Origin of the sequence: Pseudomonas sp. NFIX10, from assembly GCF_900111955.1 — a bacterium.
GTDB classification, from domain to species: Bacteria; Pseudomonadota; Gammaproteobacteria; order Pseudomonadales; family Pseudomonadaceae; genus Aquipseudomonas; species Aquipseudomonas fluorescens_AA.
Map to the genome: position 1 here is coordinate 50610 of NZ_FOKH01000038.1, position 18530 is coordinate 69139.

An 18530-nucleotide genomic window follows, 5' to 3' on the forward strand; every position below is an offset into this window, starting at 1 on the left:
CGCTGAAAGGGCGGGTTGCGGCGGCGGACGGTAGCGTGTCGACGTGTTGTACGCGTGTCATGAATGTATCGGCTTCGACACAAAGGTCGCTATCGTCCATGCTGCTGGGGGCCGATGAGATTTACCGATCATCGGGTCCCGCACGGGCGCTCGTTCCGCTACAATGCGCGCCGATTTCGACTTGCCTGAGAGCCCGCTCATGTCCGCCTGCCAGACGCCCATTATCGTCGCCCTGGATTTCCCCACCCGTGACGCCGCCCTGAAGCTGGCCGACCAGTTGGACCCCACGCTTTGCCGGGTCAAAGTCGGCAAGGAACTGTTCACCAGTTGCGCTTCGGAAATTGTCGGGACCCTGCGTGACAAGGGGTTCGAAGTGTTCCTGGACCTGAAGTTCCACGACATTCCCAACACCACCGCCATGGCGGTCAAGGCGGCTGCGGAGATGGGCGTATGGATGGTCAACGTGCATTGCTCCGGTGGCCTGCGCATGATGGCGGCCTGTCGTGAAGTGCTGGATCAGCGCAGCGGCCCGAAACCGTTGCTGATCGGCGTGACCGTGCTGACCAGCATGGAGCGCGAGGACCTGGCCGGGATCGGCCTGGACATCGAGCCTCAGGAGCAGGTGCTGCGGTTGGCGGCGCTGGCGCAGAAGGCCGGCCTGGACGGTCTGGTCTGTTCGGCCCTGGAAGCCGGCGCCCTGAAAGCGGCCCACCCGTCGTTGCAACTGGTGACCCCGGGGATTCGTCCGGCGGGGAGCGCCCAGGACGACCAGCGTCGCATCCTGACCCCGCGTCAGGCGCTGGACGCCGGTTCCGACTACCTGGTGATCGGTCGCCCGATCAGCCAGGCCGCCGATCCGGCCCAGGCGCTGGCGGCGGTCGTGGCCGAACTGGCCTGATCCTACCCTGAAGGGCCCTTGTGGGAGCGAGCTTGCTCGCGATAGCGGTATGTCAGTCAATAGCAATGTTGACTGACAGGGCCTCATCGCGAGCAAGCTCGCTCCCACAGTTGTTGTGTGTCAGACCTTGAGTACGAGTTTCCCGAAGTTCTCCCCGCTGAACAATTTGGTCAGTGTCTCGGGGAAGGTCTCCAGCCCTTCCACAATGTCTTCCTTGCTCTTGAGCTGCCCCTTGGCCATCCATCCGGCCATTTCCTGACCGGCGGCGGCGAACTGCGAGGCGTAGTCCATCACCACGAAACCTTCCATGCGGGCCCGGTTGACCAGCAGTGACAGGTAGTTGGCGGGGCCCTTCACCGCTTCCTTGTTGTACTGGCTGATGGCACCGCAAATCACCACGCGGGCCTTGAGGTTCAGTCGGCTGAGCACGGCATCCAGGATGTCGCCCCCGACGTTGTCGAAATACACATCCACGCCTTTGGGGCATTCGCGCTTGAGACCGGCGTGGACGTCTTCGTTCTTGTAGTCGATGGCGCCGTCGAAGCCCAATTCATCGACCAGGAATTTGCATTTGTCGGCACCGCCAGCGATGCCCACCACACGACAGCCTTTGATCTTGGCAATCTGCCCGGCGATGCTCCCCACCGCACCGGCGGCGCCCGACAGCACCACGGTTTCGCCGGCCTTGGGCGCGCCGACGTCCAACAGGGCGAAATAAGCGGTCATGCCGGTCATGCCCAGGGCGGACAAATAACGTGGCAGCGGTGCCAGTTTCGGATCGACTTTGTAGAAACCCCTTGGCTCGCCGAGGAAATAATCCTGCACACCCAGGGCACCGTTGACGTAGTCCCCGACCGCGAACCCCGGGTTGTTCGAGGCAATCACTTGGCCGACACCCAGCGCCCGCATCACTTCGCCGATGCCCACCGGTTGGATGTAGGACTTGCCCTCGTTCATCCAGCCGCGCATGGCCGGGTCCAGGGACAGGTATTCGTTCTTCACCAGGATCTGGCCGGCTGCCGGCTCGCCCACCGGTACTTGCTGATAGGTGAAAGTCTCGCGGGTCGCGGCGCCTACCGGGCGTTTGGCGAGCAGGAACTGGCGATTGGTCTGGGCAGTCATGGTTGGCACTCAAGATGAATGAAGACTTGTTGATAGACCTTCGAGGCGTTTGCCGCAAGGTTCGCCGCCCCAGCGAATGCACTTCGATCCAACCCAGTGATAGTGCCTCCAGGGCCCTTATCACTGGCACCCATGAATGCCCAACCGGCATCTGGATAGTGCTGCCGTGCCACGCCAGGCTGTGGCTACACTGGCGCGACCCCGCATTCTTCGAGGAACAGACAATGAGCATGACGTTTTCCGGACAGGTCGCCGTGGTAACCGGCGGCGCCGCCGGCATCGGCCGCGCCACGGCCCAGGCGTTCGCGGCAGAGGGCCTGAAAGTGGTTGTGGCCGACTTGGACGTGCCGGGCGGCGAGCGTACTGTGCAGTCGATTCGCGATACGGGCGGCGAGGCGGTATTCGTGTGCTGCAACGTGACGCTGGAAAGCGATGTGCAGCAACTGATGGACCAGGTGATCAAGACCTATGGGCGCCTAGACTACGCCTTCAACAACGCCGGGATCGAGATCGAGAAGGGCAAATTGGCCGATGGTACCCTCGACGAGTTCGACGCGATCATGGGGGTCAATGTGAAGGGCGTCTGGTTGTGCATGAAGTACCAGCTGCCCTTGCTGCTGGCCCAAGGCGGCGGTGCCATCGTCAACACGGCATCGGTGGCGGGCCTGGGCGCTGCGCCGAAGATGAGCATCTATGCCGCCTCCAAGCACGCTGTGATCGGCCTGACCAAATCGGCTGCCATCGAATACGCCAAGAAGAAGATCCGCGTGAACGCAGTCTGTCCGGCGGTGATCGACACCGATATGTTCCGTCGTGCCTATGAGGCGGATCCGAAAAAGGGCGAGTTCGCCAATGCCATGCACCCGGTGGGGCGTATCGGCAAGGTCGAGGAAATCGCCAGCGCCGTGCTCTATTTGTGCAGCGATGGCGCGGCGTTCACCACCGGCCATTCCCTGGCGGTGGACGGCGGCGTCACGGCGTTCTGAGGACGTTTCCCTGAGCTTGTAGGAAGAAGCCCGCACTGGTTGCGGGCTTTTTCTTTGGGCCTGGGAAACATCCCCGGAGCGGCCTATCAATGTGTTTCAAAGGATGAGAATCGGCGGTTTTGGCGACGTTGTCGTACATCGTTCGCGGGTGGCCTGTGCTTAACTGTTTCCGGAAATAAAACAAACGCTTAGGAGTTTGGTTACTCATGGAGTTGAGAATCGACCGGCAGGCCTTGGTGCCTGTCGTGCAGCAAATCGTCGACGCGCTGACCGGCTGGATCCGACAGGATGCGGTGCAACCGGGGACTCGCCTGCCGTCCGTGCGCCAACTGGCGCGGCAGAACCTGCTCAGCCAGTCCAGCGTCAACGAAGCGTGTGAGCGCCTGGTTGCCCAAGGCCTGTTGGCGTCCCGGCATGGCTCCAGCTTTTTCGTCGCGCCAGCTCCCACCTCCGGGCAGGCGTGCATCGACCCGGATCGGCGGCAGGATATGCCCGCCGAGGGCGGTGATTCCCCGCCCTGGGCGTTGAAGCTGGGGTGTGGTGGGTTGCCCGAGAGCTGGCGTGAAAGCGATGACCTGGGTTATGCGATCCGGCAGGTCACTCGCACCGACATGGCGGGGTTGTTCAACTACAGTACGTCGCTGGGGCTGCCTGCCTTGCGTGAGCAGCTGTCCAGGCGCCTGAAGCAATTCAATATCGAGGCCGATAAAGACCTGATCCTGACCACCACCGGGGCGACCCATGGGCTGGACCTGATCGTGCGGACATTGCTGCAGCCAGGCGCCTGTGTGGTGGTGGAAAGCCCTGGCTATTCAAGCCTGTTCGACCTGCTCAGGTTGCACAAGATCGACATGATCGAACTGCCCAGGACCCCGCGCGGCCCGGACGTCGATGTGTTGCAAGACTTGTTGGCGACACACCGGCCCAGTGCGCTGTTCGTCAACAGTGCCTGTCACAACCCGACCGGCAGCAACCTGGCCCCGGCCGTGGCCCAGCGGTTGTTGCAACTGACGAAGCAACACGCCGTGCTGGTGATCGAAGACGATGCCTATGGCGACTTCCAGAATTCGGCGCGAACCCGGTTGGCAGCGCTGGATGCCGACGTGGTCTATGTGGGCAGTTTCTCGAAGACCCTGAGCAGTTCGTTGCGCGTCGGTTTCGTGGTGGCCGGGCCGTCCATCATCGCGCGCCTGAGCGAGGTCAAGGGCATCACCAGCATGGGTGGGTCGCGGTTCTGCGAGGCGGTGCTGGCCAATCTCCTGGCCAATGGGGCCTATCGCAAACTGGTCCAGCGCCAGCGCCAGCGCTTGGGCGTCGATACGGCGGCGTTGTTACAGGTATTGGAGGATGCCGACTGGGAGGTCTTTGGCAAACCGGCCGGCGGGCTTTTCATTTGGGCAAGACCGCCAATCAGTGACTACGCTGGATTACAGCGCTTGGCCAAGCGGTTCGGCGTGTTGTTGTCTTCGCCCACGGCCTTCAGCCCTTCGGGCACCGACAGCGACTGGCTACGGATCAACGTGGCCTATGCCCGTGATCCCCGAGCGCTGGGTTTTTTCCGGGCTGCGGCTCTGGATCGACCTCAAGTGTCCTGAAAACGACGCGGCTGTAGCTTTTTGCCATTATTCCGACGCCAGCATCTTGTGTTGCAGGGCGTCTCGTTGCGAATCTGCAATCAACACACACTGGCAGAGGACTGAGCGCAATGATTTCGGCCGTGCAAGGACGTTTTGCCAACCTGGGTATGGCAAAAAAACTGGGTATCGGATTTGTCCTGGTGCTGCTGTTGACCGCGGTGGTCGCGGCCATCGGCGTCTGGTCCCTGCAGACCATCAGCTATCGCTTCGATGGCCTGAAGCAGATGTCGTCCCTCAACAGCGGGTTGCTCAAGGTCCGGCTGCTGGAGCAGGAGTACGCCTCGCGTTCCGACTCCAAGACGGCCGATGCCCTGCGCCAGGGTGTCGACGGGCTGCTGGCCCTGGCGAACGAGCTCAAGGCGCAGTCGCCTGCCAACGTGCCGGTGATGAACGATGTTGAGCAAGCGCTGGGGGCCTATCGCAAGGCATTCGACGAGTTTGTCGGGTTGAGCCAGAGCAAGGACCTGGCGCTGGAAATGGCCAGTTGGTCGGTGTCCAGCGTGGCCAACAACCTCGATGTATTGCAGGCCGGGCTGGCGGATGACGGTACCTATGCCTTGAAGGACTCCGAAGGCAAGGAAGGGGCCGAGTTCATCGAGCAGGCCAACCAGATCAGCGAAGTGTCGCGGTTGATGTTGCAGGCCATGAACGAGGCGCGGATCCGTTTGGACCAGAGCCGCAAAGGCAATGTCGAGGGCGCCGGAGAAGGGAGCATCGAACAGGCCGAGCAGGCCATGAAACTGGCTGAAGCGCTCAAGACCACGGTCAAGGACCCCGGTTACCAGACCGTGCTTAATGAAGTGGCCGGGCATATCGCTGGGTTCAATGAGCAACTGGCCGAGTACACCGGCCTGTTGGCGAAGGAAAAAGTCGTCTACCAGCAACTGCACGAGCGTGCCGACCAAGTGGTGGCGCGGGTCGACCAGGCCTTCAGTGCCGAAGACCAGGCCATGCAGACCGAACTGAAGAAGAACTCGCTGCTGATCATCGGTTCGTCGGCCTTGGCGTTGCTGGTGGGATTGATCGCGGCGTGGGTCATCACCCGGCTGATCGTGACGCCGCTGCGCAGTGTCATTCGCGTTGCCCAGCGGATCGCGGCGGGGGACTTGAGCGCCACGGTGGAAGTGACGCGCCGGGACGAGATTGGCCAGTTGATGCAGGCGATGCAACAGATGGGCGCAGGGCTGAGCAGTATTGTCAGCGGCTTGCAGGCCGGGATCGAGCAGTTGGCCAATTCGGCTCAATCGCTGTCGGCTGTGACCGAGCAGACCAACCTGGAAGTCAGCAGCCAGAAAGAGGAAACCGAGCAGGTCGCCACGGCCATGAACCAGATGACGGCCACCGTGCACGATGTGGCACGCAATGCCGAAGAAGCGGCACAAGCGGCCCAGACTGCCGACGACAAGGTCGAAAGCGGCCAGCAGGTGGTGCGCCAGAGCATGGTGCGCATCGAACAACTGGCCGATTCGGCCACGTCGGCCAGTTCCAGCATCGAAAGTCTCAGCGCCGAGATCCAGAACATCGGCACGGTGCTGAGTGTGATCAAGAGCGTGGCTGAGCAAACCAACCTGTTGGCCCTCAATGCCGCTATCGAGGCGGCCCGTGCCGGGGAGCAGGGCAGGGGCTTTGCGGTCGTGGCCGATGAGGTGCGGGCCCTGGCCAGGCGCACGCAACAGTCCACCGAGGAAATCGAGCGACTGGTGAGCGCCTTGCGTTCAGCGGCCCAGGCTTCCGTACAGCAGATTCAGAGCAGTGGCGAGCTGGTGAAGATGGCGGTCAGCGACGCACTGCAGACCGAGAGCGCGTTGGGCAGCATTGCGGCGGCGGTGTCGTTGATCCAGCAGATGAACCAACAGATCGCCGCGGCAGCCGAGCAGCAGAGCTCGGTGGCCGAAGAGATCAACCGCAGTGTCACCAGCATTCGCGCCAGTGCTGATCAATCGTCCCTGGCGATGCGCGGCAATGCCGCTTCCAGCATCGAGCTGGCGCAGTTGGGGGTTGAGTTGAAAGGGATGGTGGGGCATTTCAAGTTGTGAGTCCGCGATAGCAGATCCAACGTGCCAACAGTTTTGCCAGCCTGGAGGCGTAGGGTGTAGCTTCGGAAGGCTTCTTGGGCTACGGCCCCGTGGCGAGGGAGCTCGCTCCCGCCGGGCTACGGAGCAGACCCGAAATGCGTGGGAGCGCTGCGCACTCCAGCGGGAGCAAGCTCCCTAGCCACAGAAACTCCACCCGCACAGGGTGGAGCCGTATCAGTCGTAGACTTTCTTCTTCTTCCACTCGTCGTTTATTTCGTCGTCCTTCAAGCCTTCGGTCAACTGGTTGACCTCGCCCTCGACCGGCTGGGTGCTGGCCAGGACCTGGGCATTGGCGCGGGCCAGGAGTTTCTCCAGGTAGGCCAGTTGTTCGGCGTAGACCTGCGGTTCCTGTTGCTTGCGCAGGTACTGCACGCCGCGCTCGAAGGCCAGGCGAGCCTGCCCGGGTTGTTCTTGTTGCAAAGCCTGCTGGCCGAGGTTGTTGAAGAACTCGATGTGCAGCAGCACCAGGATGTGCCGCACTTCACGGATCCAGCGCTTGGCTTCGTTGGGCGGCAGGAAACCGTCCTGGGCGGCGCGGGTGATCTGGCCATGCAAGGCCTCGAGCAGAAAGCGAACGTCCTTGGCCTTGGCTTCGGTCTGGATCGGTGCCGGTGGATTGCTCACCGGGATCGATTCACCCTGGGCAGCCAGTGCGCTCAGTTCATCCAGGCGTGCCTTGACCGCAGAATTGGTTTTCTCCAGGTTCAGCAGGCGCTGGCAGACATTCATCTCGAGGCGCGTCATCAACAACTTCAGGGCAGGGGTCATCAACTGCCCGGGGAAGGTTTCGGTGAGCTCGCCACAGCGACGCATGCGGTCGTTGAGTTCTACCTTGGTGCGGGCCTTTTCCAGCTTGTTGTTTTCCACCACGTGGTTCATGTAGCCAATGGCGATCAACAGGGCGATCCCGGCTACGACGAGCAGGGTGATCATGAGTGGTGTCACCGGTAAGACCTCTTTATTAGGGTACGCATGTCATGAGTGTAGTGGCTTGGCTTTTAAGCGCATAGGCCCGAGCGACGTGATTAGACGGGCGTCGTGCTGTTTATAGGACGCATGATCGGGTAGGAGCACATTGCCATTATTTGCCGGGCGCGACTATAGCGTCTCGGCGGGCGACAGAATATAGGCGTCAGAGACCGGACGAGCAAAATGTGCGGATCGCCCCCCAAACCGGGCGAAGTCATTGATTTAAATAAATTTATATCTGGGGGTTGACGACCCTTCAATCCATCCATAGAATGCGCGCCACTTACAGCGTAAAGCACTCAGCCAAACGCTCCAAGTAGTGAATGTTGTACGTGTGTCCCCTTCGTCTAGTGGCCTAGGACACCGCCCTTTCACGGCGGTAACAGGGGTTCGAGTCCCCTAGGGGACGCCAATGCGGGAATAGCTCAGTTGGTAGAGCACGACCTTGCCAAGGTCGGGGTCGCGAGTTCGAGTCTCGTTTCCCGCTCCAATTTTAAACAGTGTTGCTTTCGGGCAGTGCTGAGTGAAGCCAGAGCCGACATCTTCGGATGCGGATTTGGGCACTGAAACACACACCATGTGTTTCAGTTAGCGTGTCCCCTTCGTCTAGTGGCCTAGGACACCGCCCTTTCACGGCGGTAACAGGGGTTCGAGTCCCCTAGGGGACGCCATTTGCGGGAATAGCTCAGTTGGTAGAGCACGACCTTGCCAAGGTCGGGGTCGCGAGTTCGAGTCTCGTTTCCCGCTCCAAATTCAAAAAACGCCGCTCATACGAGCGGCGTTTTTTTACGCCTGTGAAACAGCTGAAATTCCCCTGACACCTATCGCCCTCTGACTGATCCTGGCGTTTTCCCGCTGTCGAATTTCACATCGAAAGGATCAGTCGCCCGGCGAAAAGAATCAAAATCACCCCCATGGTCCGTTCAAACCAGTGCCCCATGCGCATGAACACTTCGCGCACCTTGGAGCTGGAGAAAAACAGTGCTACGACGACAAACCACAGGGCGTTTACACCGCACATCCAGACGCCATACAGCATCTGGATCTGCAGGGGCGTGGTGGCGCTGATCAGCGTGGTGAAGATCGCCAAGAAGAACAGCGTGGCCTTCGGATTGGTCGCGTTGGTCAGGAAGCCGGTGGCGAACGCCTTCACGGGCGTTTGTCGAGCAGCCTGGTCATTGGGCTGCTCGCCTTCCAGGGCGGACTTGGGTTGACTGCGCAGTAGACTGACGCCCAGGTAGAGGATGTAGGCGCCACCCACGACCTTGGCGACCGTCAGCAACCAAGGGGTTGTGTGCATCAGCGCGCCGACGCCGAGCAAGGTGTAGAGGACATGCACCGAGATGCCGGCACCGATGCCCAGTGCAGTGCAGATACCGACCCATCGGCCGAAGCGAACGCTCTGGCGAATCGTCACGGCGAAATCCGGACCGGGCGCGACCACCGCCAGAAAGTGCAGGGTGGCCAGGGTCAGGAATTCACCAAGGTAGTTGGATAGCATTTCAGCTCCAAAAGGTCAGGGGTGAGGAGTCGCCGCGATAGCCGACAAAAAAAGAAAGGCTCAGGCGTGGGGCGGCCACACCGGGGCTGACCGAATGCATGCATCGCGAATTGAACATGATGAAGTCGCCGGGTTGCGGTCGTACTTCCAGGGTCGGGCGGCCGAGCAGGGCGGGGTCGATGCCGTAGCTGTCGCCGCGCATTTCATCGAACAGCTCTGGCGAGACATGCTTATCCCACATTTGCAGCGCGCCACCTTCAGAGGGCATGTTGAGGTAGACGTTGCAGGCGAGCTGGGCTTGCAGGCTGTGGGCCTGAAAACTGTCGGGTGCATCCTTGGCGAAAATATCGTGGTGGGCCAGGAAGCACACGCCGGGTTTCACCACGCGAGACAGGCCTACGTACATCTTCCGGCCATAAAGGCTTTCCAGGTGTGCCCCCGCCGGCCAGGTTTCGTCGAGCATGCAGCGCAACGTGTCGACCGGCGAGGAGTAGGGGGCGCAGCGGTTGCGCAGCTCGACGATATTGCGACCGGCCTGGTTGAAGTAGTCCTCGATCAGTGGCGGCTGATTCTCGGCTTCGTAGAAGGCCATGCCGATGCGCCCGATGCTGGGGGCGTTGATATAACCTTCGAAACCGGGGGCGAGGATCTTGTTGCCAATTTCAATGGCCAACGATGGCGACAGGAAGTTTTTCAAGCGCACGGCGAGCACTTCGCCATCTATCAGTTTCTTGATGCACCACTGATCGAGGTGCTCGACATCAAGCATCATGAGACAGGTCCGTCTGAATAGGGGGAGGGGGCCTGCGAGCGGTTCCTGGTCGCAAGGGTGGCGGGTATCAGGCCACGTGGTAATGCACCGACAGCGTGCCTTTCTTTTGCGAAAGCGAGGCGATGGTGACGGCTCCCAGTTCCTGCAACCGTCGCACATGGGTGCCGCCGCAGCCGTAAGCCGTCAGCTCACCGAAACCGACTTCCCGGGTGCCTTGGCGAAGTGCGATCAGGCGAGGCAAGTCTTCGGCGATCCATGCATCGATGCCCTGCTGGATGATCGATGTGTCCAGCTCCTCGGGATGTTCCCCAGGCTGGAACTGCACGCGGCTTTCGCCGGGCCAGTGGTGGGCCTTGATCGGCTTCCAGCCACGGCTTTCGGCAAAATGGCCGATCAGGTGCCCGGCCGAGTGCAGGCGTGAATTCAGCCGCCGCCGCTGCTCATCCACGCGGATCGCGGCCATGCCGGGGGCTACTGGGCGGTCGACGTAATGAATGATCTGTTGCCCGTCCTGAACGACGCGCAGTACTTGGCTGTCGCCGATCCATCCGGTGTCGCAGGGCTGACCGCCGCCCTGGGGGTGGAACAGGGTGGCGCGCAGCACCACGGCGAATTCGTTTTCCCGGGGGCTGCAGTCCAGGACTTCCACGTTGGCCTTGAGGTCATCGCTATGGAAAAAAAGGCGAAGCGTCATGGTCCATACCCACATCAGAAATTGTGACGGGATTATAGGTAGCGTGTAAAAGGGTGATAATCCGTTCAAATTTCAAAGGACTGTTGCACCATGAGCACAAATCTACCGTTGCCGTTGCTCGCCGAAATGGCGGTCTTCGTCAAGGTTGTGGAGACCGGCAGCTTTTCCGAAGCGGCCCGCCAGTCAGGCTCATCGCCGTCGGCCATCAGCCGCAGCATTTCTCGCCTGGAGAAAGCCCTGGCGACCCGATTGCTGCAGCGCACCACCCGCAAGTTGCGTTTGAGCGATGGCGGAGAAGAGGTGTTCAAGCGCTGCCAGGAGATGGTCGCCGCCGCTCGGTCGGTGATGGAAATCAGCGGCCAGTTCACCCAGGAAGCGGAAGGGCGCATCCGCGTCAGCGTGCCCAAGGCCGTGGGGCGTTTCGTGATTCATCCACACATGCCTGAATTCTTGCGCCGTTATCCGAAGGTCGATGTGGAGTTGTTCCTGGAGGATCGGCAGGTCGACCTGATCGATGATCACGTCGACCTGGCCATCCGGATTACCGATCAACCATCGGCCGGACTGGTGGGGCGCCAGTTGTTGACCATTGACCACCTGCTCTGCGCCACGCCGCAATACCTGGCGGAGCACGGTGTTCCCACGCATCCCCACGATTTGCTGGAGCACAGTTGCATTTACTTGGGCGAAACGCCCAATGACGCGCGTTGGAAATTCAAGAAAGGCAGCAAGTCGGTCACCGTAGGCGTGCGCGGACGCTACGCAGCCAATCACACGGGGGTGCGGTTGGGGGCGGTCTTGCAGCACATCGGCATCGGTAGCCTGCCGTACTTCACCGCCCGTCATGCCTTGGAACAGGGCTTGATCGTGCAGGTGTTGGCCGACTGGACGTTCCTCGCTTCGTACCATGGTGGCTTGTGGTTGCTGCATTCGCCGACCCGCTACCTGCCACCGAAGCTGCGGGTGTTCATTGATTATCTGGTGGAGTGCCTGGCGAAGGAGCCGACCTTGAACAAGGTGGCGGGAGGGGGGCGTTCCAGCAAGGTCGCGGCGCATTATGAGTTGCCGGAAAGTGATGGGTTGTTCTGACGGGCCTCATCGCGAGCAAGCTCGCTCCCACACAAGCTCAGGATCAACAGCACCCACTGTGGGAGCGAGCTTGCTCGCGATGAGGCCCGTCCAGGCAACACACTCCGGCAAGACCAAAAAAAGGCCCGCCGGTTTAACCGTGCGGGCCTTGCGCATAACGGATCGCAATCAGTGCTTGCTGTCCTGGTCCGACATCGCCAGCAATTGCTTTTCCTGGTTCCAGTCGAAAGGCTCGTCGTTTTGCTCGGCTTCGAAACGACGTTCTTCTAGGGCCTGGTACAGGGCGATTTCTTCGTCAGGCATGTAGTGCAGGCAGTCACCGGCGAAGTACCAGAGCAAGTCGCGAGGCACCAGGTGGGCGATCTGTGGATAACGGACGATCACTTGGCACAGGAGGTCCTGGCCCAGGTACTGGCTTTCGATCGGATCGACGGGCAATTGCGCGCGCAACTCGTCGAAGCGCTCCAGGAACAAGGCGTGGCTTTCTTCGGGCACCTGTTCGGCCTCACCCACGGCGACCAGGATGCTGCGCAAGTGGTCAAGCAAGACAAGGTGATCGGCAACGACATTGGACACGAGATAAGTCCTCAAGAGCAAAACGGGCGCAGGAGTATAAAGCCCTTGCGCCTGCTTTTGTAGGTGAAGAGCTATAGGTGAAGAGCTCTAGGTGACGGAGCGTACCTGGCCATCAGGATCAACGGACCTTGTCTGGGGCCAGCGTCAGTTCGGCCTTGTCGAAATCATCCACGTCGATGACTTTGCGCCGCGCCGCCTCGGCCGCGTGCAAGGTCTGCGCTTCACCGGCTTGCAGCACGCCGGCCTCCAGGGCCGCATCGATGAGGGGTTCGCCAGGCGCCGGATTGAGCTGACCCTGCTTGAGCGCACCGTGCAGTTTCTTGTGCAGCGGATGGGCGGCCGCCAGCAGGTCGGCGGCGTGTTGCAGGGCGCCCACCGGATCGTCGGTCGATTGCGGGCGATAGCAACCCTGCAGCAACTCTTCCAGAGTCGGGTCACCCTTGGGCCGGCCGATGACCGCGGCCACCTCGGCGTCGAGCCTGTCGCTCGGGCCCTTGTGACGCCGACCGAAGGGGAACACCACCAGGCGCAACAGGTAGCCCAGTACCCGGTTCGGGAAGTTGCTCAGCAGTTCATCCAGCGCACGTTCCGACTGGCCGAGGCTTTCTTCCATGGCCCAGGTGAACAGCGGTGTCATGTGGTCCGGCGAATCCAGATCGTGATAACGCTTGAGCGCGGCGGACGCCAAGTACAGGTTGCTCAAGACGTCGCCCAGGCGGGCCGACAAGCGTTCGCGGCGTTTGAGCTCTCCGCCCAGCAGCATCATGCTCAAGTCCGCCAGCAGCGCGAATGCCGCGGCCTGCCGGTTGAGGGCGCGGAAATAACCCTGGCTCAAGGCATTGCCGGGGGCCCTCTCGAAATGCCCCAGGCCCAGGTTGAGCACCAGGGTGCTGGCGGCGTTGCTGACGGCGAAACCGATGTGCTTGAGCAACAAGGCATCGAACTCGACCAGCGCCTGGTCCTTGTCTTCACGGGTTGCCAGGGCCATTTCCTTGAGGACGAACGGATGGCAGCGAATGGCGCCCTGGCCGAAGATCATCAGGTTGCGCGACAGAATGTTCGCGCCTTCGACCGTGATGAAGATTGGCGCACCTTGCCAACTGCGCCCCAGGTAATTGTTCGGGCCCATGATGATGCCCTTGCCGCCATGTACGTCCATGGCGTGGCTGATGCATTCTCGACCACGCTCGGTCAGGTGGTACTTGAGAATGGCCGACAGCACCGAAGGTTTTTCCCCCAGGTCCACGGCGTTGGCAGTCAGCATGCGTGCCGCATCCATCAACCAGGCGTTGCCGCCGATGCGCGCCATGGCCTCCTGGATACCTTCGAACGCCGACAACGGTACGTTGAATTGTTCGCGCACCTGGGCGTACTGGCCTGTCACCAGGCTGGTGAACTTCGCAGCGCCGGTGCCCACCGCCGGCAGGGAAATCGAGCGCCCGACCGACAGGCAGTTCATCAGCATCATCCAGCCCTTGCCGAGCATGGCCTGACCGCCGATGAGGAAGTCCAGCGGGATGAACACGTCCTTGCCCCAGTTCGGTCCGTTCATGAACGCGGCGCCCAGGGGCAGGTGACGGCGGCCGATATGCACGCCCGGGGTGTCGGTGGGAATCAAGGCGAGGCTGATGCCCAGGTCTTCTTCGTCACCCAGCAGGTGGTCGGGGTCATACGCCTTGAAGGCCAGGCCCAGGAGCGTGGCCACCGGGCCGAGGGTGATGTAGCGTTTTTCCCAGTTCAGGCGCAGGCCGAGGGTTTCCTGGCCCTCCCATTCACCCTTGCAGATGATGCCGGTGTCGGGCATCGCCCCGGCGTCGGAGCCGGCCAGCGGCCCGGTCAGGGCGAAGCAGGGGATATCGTCGCCGCGGGCCAGTCTCGGCAGGTAATGGTCGCGTTGCTCGTCGGTGCCGTAGTGCAGCAGCAATTCCGCCGGGCCGAGGGAGTTGGGGACCATCACGGTGGAGGCCAGGTCGCCGCTGCGCGTGGCCAGTTTCATCGCGACCTGGGAGTGGGCATAGGCGGAGAAGCCCTTGCCACCATATTCCTTGGGAATGATCAGCGCGAAGAACCCGTGCTCCTTGATATGGGCCCAGGCTTCAGGGGGCAGGTCCATGGCCTGGCCGATCTGCCAGTCGCTGACCATCGCGCAGAGGGCTTCGGTAGGGCCGTCGAGGAACGCCTGCTCCTCCTCGGTCAGTTGCACCTTGGGGTAGGCCAGCAGCAAGTCCCAGTCCGGGCGGCCGCTGAACAGTTCGCCATCCCACCACACCGTGCCGGCATCGATGGCGTCGCGCTCGGTCTCGGACATGGGCGGCAGGGTTTTCTGGAACCAGTCGAACATCGGCGCGCTGAAATATTTGCGGCGCAGGTCCGGTAGCAGCAGCGGGGCCGCGACAGCCGCGAGCACCACCCAGAGGATCAGCATCAGCCAGCCGGGCGCATGGCTGAAAATGCCCATGGCCAACAGGTAGGCCGCGACGATACCCAGCGCGGGCAGCGGGGCGGTGCGCCGATGCGTAAGCCAGGCGATCCCGACAACCAGGACCAGTATCCACAACAACAGCATATGTAATCCTCCGTGAACCAAGGCAAAACCGACCTTCAGAGCTTAGACGGCATCTGCAAAACCGGCAGTCGGCGCGATGTGATTGATTTCGTGGGAAACCCTGGTTGCATTGCGCCAGTCTGGTTGGCAACAGCCGCGGGAAATCGTTCGTTAACAAGGTGAGAAAACGCCATTGTTTGGCCGGAATGCCGTTATCGTTGGGCCGGGGCGGTGGATAAACTCGTGGTTTCCCGATGCCAGTTCGCCACAACGATCTGGTTCGGCATTATCTGCGGTGATGTTTCCCGAGAGGTCTTTCCTTACATGCAGCAATACCTGAACCCCGGCCGCTTCATCGACAGCGATCATCCCGCGGTCATCGACTTCGCCGAAACCCACCGCGGCGCCGAGCGCGACCCGCGGGCCCAGGCGGTCAGCCTGTATTACGCCGTGCGCGAGGCGGTGCGCTACAACCCCTATACCTTCAGTCGCGACCCGGCGACCCTGTGCGGCAGTTACGCGCTGGCTGCGAGTGAAAGCTATTGCGTGCCCAAGGCCACCTTGCTGGCCGGCTGCGCCCGGCATTGCGGCATCCCGGCGCGTATCGGCCTGGCGGATGTACGCAACCACCTGTCCACCCCGCGTCTGCTGGAACTGCTCAGGAGCGACGTGTTCGCCATGCACGGTTATACCGAGCTGTACCTGAACGACCGCTGGGTCAAGGCCACGCCGGCTTTCAACCAGGGCTTGTGCGCGTTGTTCGACGTGGCCCCGCTCGAGTTCGACGGTCGCCACGACAGCGTCTTCCACCCGTTCAATCGGCAAGGGGCGAAGCTGATGGAGTACATCACTGACCATGGCCAGTTCGCCGACGTGCCCGAGGCATTTTTCTTCGAACACCTGGAGAAGTGCTACCCGCATCTGTTCGGCGAACAGGTGCCGCGCTTGCTCGGCGACATGCAGGACGATTTGAGTCGCGCCTGATCAGGCGTATGCTGCTGCGGCATTTATCCATCGAGGACGCCGTGATGCTGAAGATATGGGGCCGGAAAAATTCATCGAATGTGCGCAAGGCATTATGGTGCGCGGAGGAGTTGGGGCTGGCCTACGAGGCCATCGATGCGGGCGGGGCGTTCGGTGTGGTGGACACGCCCGAGTACCGCGCGAAAAACCCCAACGGCCGCGTGCCGACGATCGAGGACGACGGCTTCGTGCTGTGGGAGTCCAACACCATCGTGCGTTACCTGGCGGCCCGTCATGCGTCGGGATCGGCCTGGTATCCTGCTGACGTACAGGCCCGGGCCCAGGCTGAAAAATGGATGGACTGGACCACGTCCAGCTTTGCCGCACCGTTTCGCACGGTGTTCTGGGGCGTCTTGCGCACCCCGGCCGAACAACAGGATTGGACGGCCATCAATGCGGCGATCAAGGAGTGCGACGATCTGCTGGCCATGGTCGAGCGGACCTTGAGTGCACAGCTTTACCTGTCGGGTGATGAAATCGGCGTGGGCGACATTCCCCTGGGCAGTTTCATTTATGCCTGGTTCGAGATGCCTATCCAGCGCGCCGAGCGGCCTGCCGTACAGGCCTGGTACGCACGGTTGCAGCAGCGCCCGGCCTACCGCAAAGCCGTCATGACTGCGTTGACTTAATACCTACTATCAACACGCTTGACTGTACTTGTGCGGCGACGCCAAGCACCATTGCCTCGGTGCGCCGTGTTGCATTGCTCGCCGCCCGCCCTTATCTATTCTTTTCTTCCCTCCCTTCTTGGTGCGTAATCCGATATGAGTTCCGCTCTGTCCATCCGGCAGCTAACCAAAACCTACGGCAACGGTTTCCAGGCCTTGAGTGGTATCGATCTGGACGTCGCCGAAGGTGATTTCTTCGCCTTGCTCGGCCCTAACGGTGCCGGCAAATCCACCACCATCGGCATTCTTTCCACCCTGGTGAACAAGACCAGCGGCACGGTGAACGTCTTTGGTCATGACCTGGACCGCGAGCCCGCAGCCCTCAAGCGCTGCATTGGCGTGGTGCCCCAGGAATTCAACTTCAACCAGTTCGAAAAGACCTTCGACATCGTCGTGACCCAGGCCGGTTACTACGGCATCCCGCCAAAGATCGCCAACGAGCGCGCCGAGCAGTACCTGACCCAATTGGGCCTGTGGGACAAGCGTGACGTGCCGTCCCGTTCGCTGTCCGGCGGCATGAAGCGTCGCCTGATGATCGCCCGCGCGCTGGTGCATGAGCCGCGTCTGCTGATCCTCGATGAACCGACCGCCGGCGTGGACATCGAGCTGCGTCGCTCGATGTGGAGCTTCCTGACCGAGCTGAACCAGAAAGGCATCACCATCATCCTCACCACCCATTACCTGGAAGAGGCTGAGCAGTTGTGCCGCAACATCGGCATCATCGACCACGGCACCATTGTCGAGAACACCAGCATGCGCCAGTTGCTCAGCCAACTGCATGTGGAAACCTTCCTGCTGGACCTGAAACATGACCTGAAGACCGCCCCCCAGCTCGTCGGCTATCCGGCCCGCCTGGTGGACAGCCGTACCCTGGAAGTGCAGGTGGACAAAGCCGTGGGCATCACCGGGCTGTTCACCCAACTGGCCCTGCAGAACATTGAAGTGCTGAGCCTGCGCAACAAAACCAATCGCCTCGAGGAGTTGTTCGTGTCCCTGGTGGAGAAGAATCTGGCGAAGGTGGCGGTATGAGCATGAGTTCCGAACTGCGCCCCAACCTCATCGCCCTCAATACCATCGTTTACCGTGAAGTCCGGCGTTTCACGCGGATCTGGCCGCAGACGCTGCTGCCACCGGCCATCACCATGGTCTTGTACTTCGTGATCTTCGGTAACCTGATCGGCCGGCAGATCGGCGACATGGGTGGCTTCACTTACATGGACTACATCGTGCCGGGGCTGATCATGATGTCGGTGATCACCAACTCCTACGGCAACGTGGTCTCGAGTTTCTTCGGTAGCAAGTTCCAGCGTTCGATCGAAGAGCTGATGGTCTCGCCGGTGTCGCCCCATACGATCCTCATCGGCTACACCTTGGGCGGTGTCCTGCGCGGCCTGGCGGTTGGCCTGATCGTGACCCTGCTGTCGTTGTTCTTCACCGATCTGCAGGTGCATCACCTCGGGGTGACGATATTGGTGGTGGTGCTCACGGCCACGATCTTTTCGCTGCTGGGGTTCATCAATGCCGTGTTTGCGCGCAACTTCGATGATATTTCGATTATCCCGACGTTCGTGCTCACGCCGCTGACCTACCTGGGCGGGGTGTTCTACTCGATCTCCCTGTTGCCACCGTTCTGGCAGACCGTGTCCCTGGCCAACCCGGTGCTGCACATGGTCAACGCGTTCCGCTACGGCATCCTCGGGGTGTCGGACATCAAGATCAGCATCGCCATCACCTTCATGCTGGTGGCCACCGTGGTGCTCTACATCGGCTGCGCGCGGTTGCTGGTCAGCGGGCGCGGCATGCGCACCTGACCCCAGCCCCCTGTGGGAGCGAGCTTGCTCGCGATGGCGTCGGGTCATTCAGCCATTTTCTGGCTGACACACTGCTATCGCGAGCAAGCTCGCTTGTATGGTAGGACTTGAAGGGGGGAGGAGGGACAAAGCTCGATTCTGACTGTTAGCCGCAGTACAGACCG

General features: G+C 61.4%; 16 protein-coding genes, 4 tRNA genes and 1 pseudogene. 14 read left to right on the top strand and 7 right to left on the bottom strand.

The annotated features are described in order from the left end of the window. Positions 1–199: 199 nt before the first annotated feature. Positions 200–898 (top strand): orotidine-5'-phosphate decarboxylase, encoded by a 699-nt coding sequence (pyrF, locus tag BM321_RS26085; protein WP_060741184.1) that lies wholly within the window; start codon positions 200–202, stop codon positions 896–898. 120 nt (positions 899–1018) lie between these two features. On the opposite strand, the gene BM321_RS26090 is transcribed toward pyrF, so the two are convergent. After that, positions 1019–2020 (bottom strand): NADP-dependent oxidoreductase, encoded by a 1002-nt coding sequence (locus BM321_RS26090; RefSeq protein WP_092445709.1) that lies wholly within the window; start codon positions 2018–2020, stop codon positions 1019–1021. 224 nt (positions 2021–2244) lie between these two features. Between BM321_RS26090 and BM321_RS26095 the strand changes: the two genes are divergently transcribed. The 4 genes and pseudogenes from BM321_RS26095 (at position 2245) to BM321_RS31435 (ending at position 6679) form a co-directional block, all read left to right on the top strand. Continuing rightward, positions 2245–3006: an SDR family oxidoreductase gene (locus BM321_RS26095; protein ID WP_092445711.1), complete on the top strand. Its 762-nt coding sequence runs from the start codon at positions 2245–2247 to the stop codon at positions 3004–3006. Between the two features lie 206 nt (positions 3007–3212). After that, positions 3213–4601 (top strand): aminotransferase-like domain-containing protein, encoded by a 1389-nt coding sequence (locus BM321_RS26100; protein ID WP_092445713.1) that lies wholly within the window; start codon positions 3213–3215, stop codon positions 4599–4601. A 992-nt stretch (positions 4602–5593) separates the two neighbouring features. Further along, positions 5594–5818: pseudogene (locus BM321_RS31430) on the top strand (HAMP domain-containing protein); the annotation flags it as partial. Beyond that, entirely contained in the window at positions 5816–6679 is an 864-nt protein-coding gene (locus tag BM321_RS31435; RefSeq protein WP_371103551.1) for a methyl-accepting chemotaxis protein, read from the top strand. The pseudogene BM321_RS31430 and the gene BM321_RS31435, both read left to right, overlap by 3 nt. Before the next feature lie 213 nt (positions 6680–6892). On the opposite strand, the gene BM321_RS26110 is transcribed toward BM321_RS31435, so the two are convergent. Beyond that, positions 6893–7651, bottom strand: coding sequence for a hypothetical protein (locus tag BM321_RS26110; protein WP_072406400.1), 759 nt, complete (start codon positions 7649–7651; stop codon positions 6893–6895). A 372-nt stretch (positions 7652–8023) separates the two neighbouring features. Here BM321_RS26110 and BM321_RS26115 point away from each other — a divergent pair. The 4 genes from BM321_RS26115 (at position 8024) to BM321_RS26130 (ending at position 8437) form a co-directional block, all read left to right on the top strand. Further along, positions 8024–8099 (top strand) — tRNA-Glu (locus tag BM321_RS26115). A gap of 2 nt (positions 8100–8101) precedes the next feature. Beyond that, positions 8102–8177: transfer RNA gene (locus BM321_RS26120), tRNA-Gly, on the top strand. Between the two features lie 105 nt (positions 8178–8282). Next, a tRNA-Glu gene (locus BM321_RS26125) sits at positions 8283–8358 on the top strand. 3 nt (positions 8359–8361) lie between these two features. Next, positions 8362–8437: transfer RNA gene (locus BM321_RS26130), tRNA-Gly, on the top strand. A gap of 115 nt (positions 8438–8552) precedes the next feature. Here the strand turns inward: BM321_RS26130 and BM321_RS26135 are convergent. From BM321_RS26135 to BM321_RS26145, 3 genes are all read right to left on the bottom strand, one after another. Next, positions 8553–9188, bottom strand: a complete 636-nt coding sequence (locus tag BM321_RS26135) for a LysE family translocator (protein ID WP_092445717.1) — start codon at positions 9186–9188, stop codon at positions 8553–8555. A 1-nt stretch (position 9189) separates the two neighbouring features. Beyond that, complete coding sequence (locus tag BM321_RS26140) at positions 9190–9960, bottom strand: 2OG-Fe(II) oxygenase (RefSeq protein WP_092328297.1); 771 nt, start codon at positions 9958–9960, stop codon at positions 9190–9192. A gap of 67 nt (positions 9961–10027) precedes the next feature. Further along, a complete protein-coding gene (locus BM321_RS26145) occupies positions 10028–10654 on the bottom strand; it encodes an alanyl-tRNA editing protein (RefSeq protein ID WP_092445719.1) in 627 nt (208 codons plus the stop codon). A 90-nt stretch (positions 10655–10744) separates the two neighbouring features. Here BM321_RS26145 and BM321_RS26150 point away from each other — a divergent pair, with 90 nt between their 5' ends. Continuing rightward, a complete protein-coding gene (locus BM321_RS26150; RefSeq protein WP_092445721.1) occupies positions 10745–11743 on the top strand; it encodes a LysR family transcriptional regulator in 999 nt (332 codons plus the stop codon). A 168-nt stretch (positions 11744–11911) separates the two neighbouring features. On the opposite strand, the gene BM321_RS26155 is transcribed toward BM321_RS26150, so the two are convergent. Beyond that, a complete protein-coding gene (locus BM321_RS26155) occupies positions 11912–12319 on the bottom strand; it encodes a PA2817 family protein (protein WP_003204309.1) in 408 nt (135 codons plus the stop codon). A 118-nt stretch (positions 12320–12437) separates the two neighbouring features. Continuing rightward, entirely contained in the window at positions 12438–14885 is a 2448-nt protein-coding gene (locus tag BM321_RS26160) for an acyl-CoA dehydrogenase (RefSeq protein WP_092445723.1), read from the bottom strand. Between the two features lie 303 nt (positions 14886–15188). Between BM321_RS26160 and BM321_RS26165 the strand changes: the two genes are divergently transcribed. The 4 genes from BM321_RS26165 (at position 15189) to BM321_RS26180 (ending at position 18366) form a co-directional block, all read left to right on the top strand. Then, positions 15189–15848, top strand: coding sequence for a transglutaminase-like domain-containing protein (locus BM321_RS26165; protein ID WP_092201884.1), 660 nt, complete (start codon positions 15189–15191; stop codon positions 15846–15848). 44 nt (positions 15849–15892) lie between these two features. Beyond that, a complete protein-coding gene (locus BM321_RS26170; protein WP_092201959.1) occupies positions 15893–16516 on the top strand; it encodes a glutathione S-transferase family protein in 624 nt (207 codons plus the stop codon). A gap of 135 nt (positions 16517–16651) precedes the next feature. Next, on the top strand, positions 16652–17584 hold the full coding sequence (locus tag BM321_RS26175; protein WP_092201886.1) for an ABC transporter ATP-binding protein: 933 nt from the start codon (positions 16652–16654) through the stop codon (positions 17582–17584). Positions 17585–17586: 2 nt separating this feature from the next. Beyond that, on the top strand, positions 17587–18366 hold the full coding sequence (locus BM321_RS26180; protein WP_170847601.1) for an ABC transporter permease: 780 nt from the start codon (positions 17587–17589) through the stop codon (positions 18364–18366). The last annotated feature ends 164 nt before the right edge of the window (positions 18367–18530 follow it).

Bases quoted from the DNA above. Each gene is read 5' to 3' on its own strand.
- BM321_RS26180 (WP_170847601.1), top strand. From the start codon at position 17,587: ATGAGTTCCGAACTGCGCCCCAACCTCATCGCCCTCAATACCATCGTT.
- BM321_RS26170 (WP_092201959.1), top strand. From the start codon at position 15,893: ATGCTGAAGATATGGGGCCGGAAAAATTCATCGAATGTGCGCAAGGCA.
- BM321_RS26165 (WP_092201884.1), top strand. From the start codon at position 15,189: ATGCAGCAATACCTGAACCCCGGCCGCTTCATCGACAGCGATCATCCC.
- BM321_RS26095 (WP_092445711.1), top strand. From the start codon at position 2,245: ATGAGCATGACGTTTTCCGGACAGGTCGCCGTGGTAACCGGCGGCGCC.
- BM321_RS26175 (WP_092201886.1), top strand. From the start codon at position 16,652: ATGAGTTCCGCTCTGTCCATCCGGCAGCTAACCAAAACCTACGGCAAC.
- BM321_RS26140 (WP_092328297.1), bottom strand. From the start codon at position 9,960: ATGATGCTTGATGTCGAGCACCTCGATCAGTGGTGCATCAAGAAACTG.
- BM321_RS31435 (WP_371103551.1), top strand. From the start codon at position 5,816: ATGGGCGCAGGGCTGAGCAGTATTGTCAGCGGCTTGCAGGCCGGGATC.
- BM321_RS26145 (WP_092445719.1), bottom strand. From the start codon at position 10,654: ATGACGCTTCGCCTTTTTTTCCATAGCGATGACCTCAAGGCCAACGTG.
- BM321_RS26090 (WP_092445709.1), bottom strand. From the start codon at position 2,020: ATGACTGCCCAGACCAATCGCCAGTTCCTGCTCGCCAAACGCCCGGTA.
- pyrF (WP_060741184.1), top strand. From the start codon at position 200: ATGTCCGCCTGCCAGACGCCCATTATCGTCGCCCTGGATTTCCCCACC.
- BM321_RS26160 (WP_092445723.1), bottom strand. From the start codon at position 14,885: ATGCTGTTGTTGTGGATACTGGTCCTGGTTGTCGGGATCGCCTGGCTT.
- BM321_RS26110 (WP_072406400.1), bottom strand. From the start codon at position 7,651: ATGATCACCCTGCTCGTCGTAGCCGGGATCGCCCTGTTGATCGCCATT.
- BM321_RS26100 (WP_092445713.1), top strand. From the start codon at position 3,213: ATGGAGTTGAGAATCGACCGGCAGGCCTTGGTGCCTGTCGTGCAGCAA.
- BM321_RS26150 (WP_092445721.1), top strand. From the start codon at position 10,745: ATGAGCACAAATCTACCGTTGCCGTTGCTCGCCGAAATGGCGGTCTTC.
- BM321_RS26135 (WP_092445717.1), bottom strand. From the start codon at position 9,188: ATGCTATCCAACTACCTTGGTGAATTCCTGACCCTGGCCACCCTGCAC.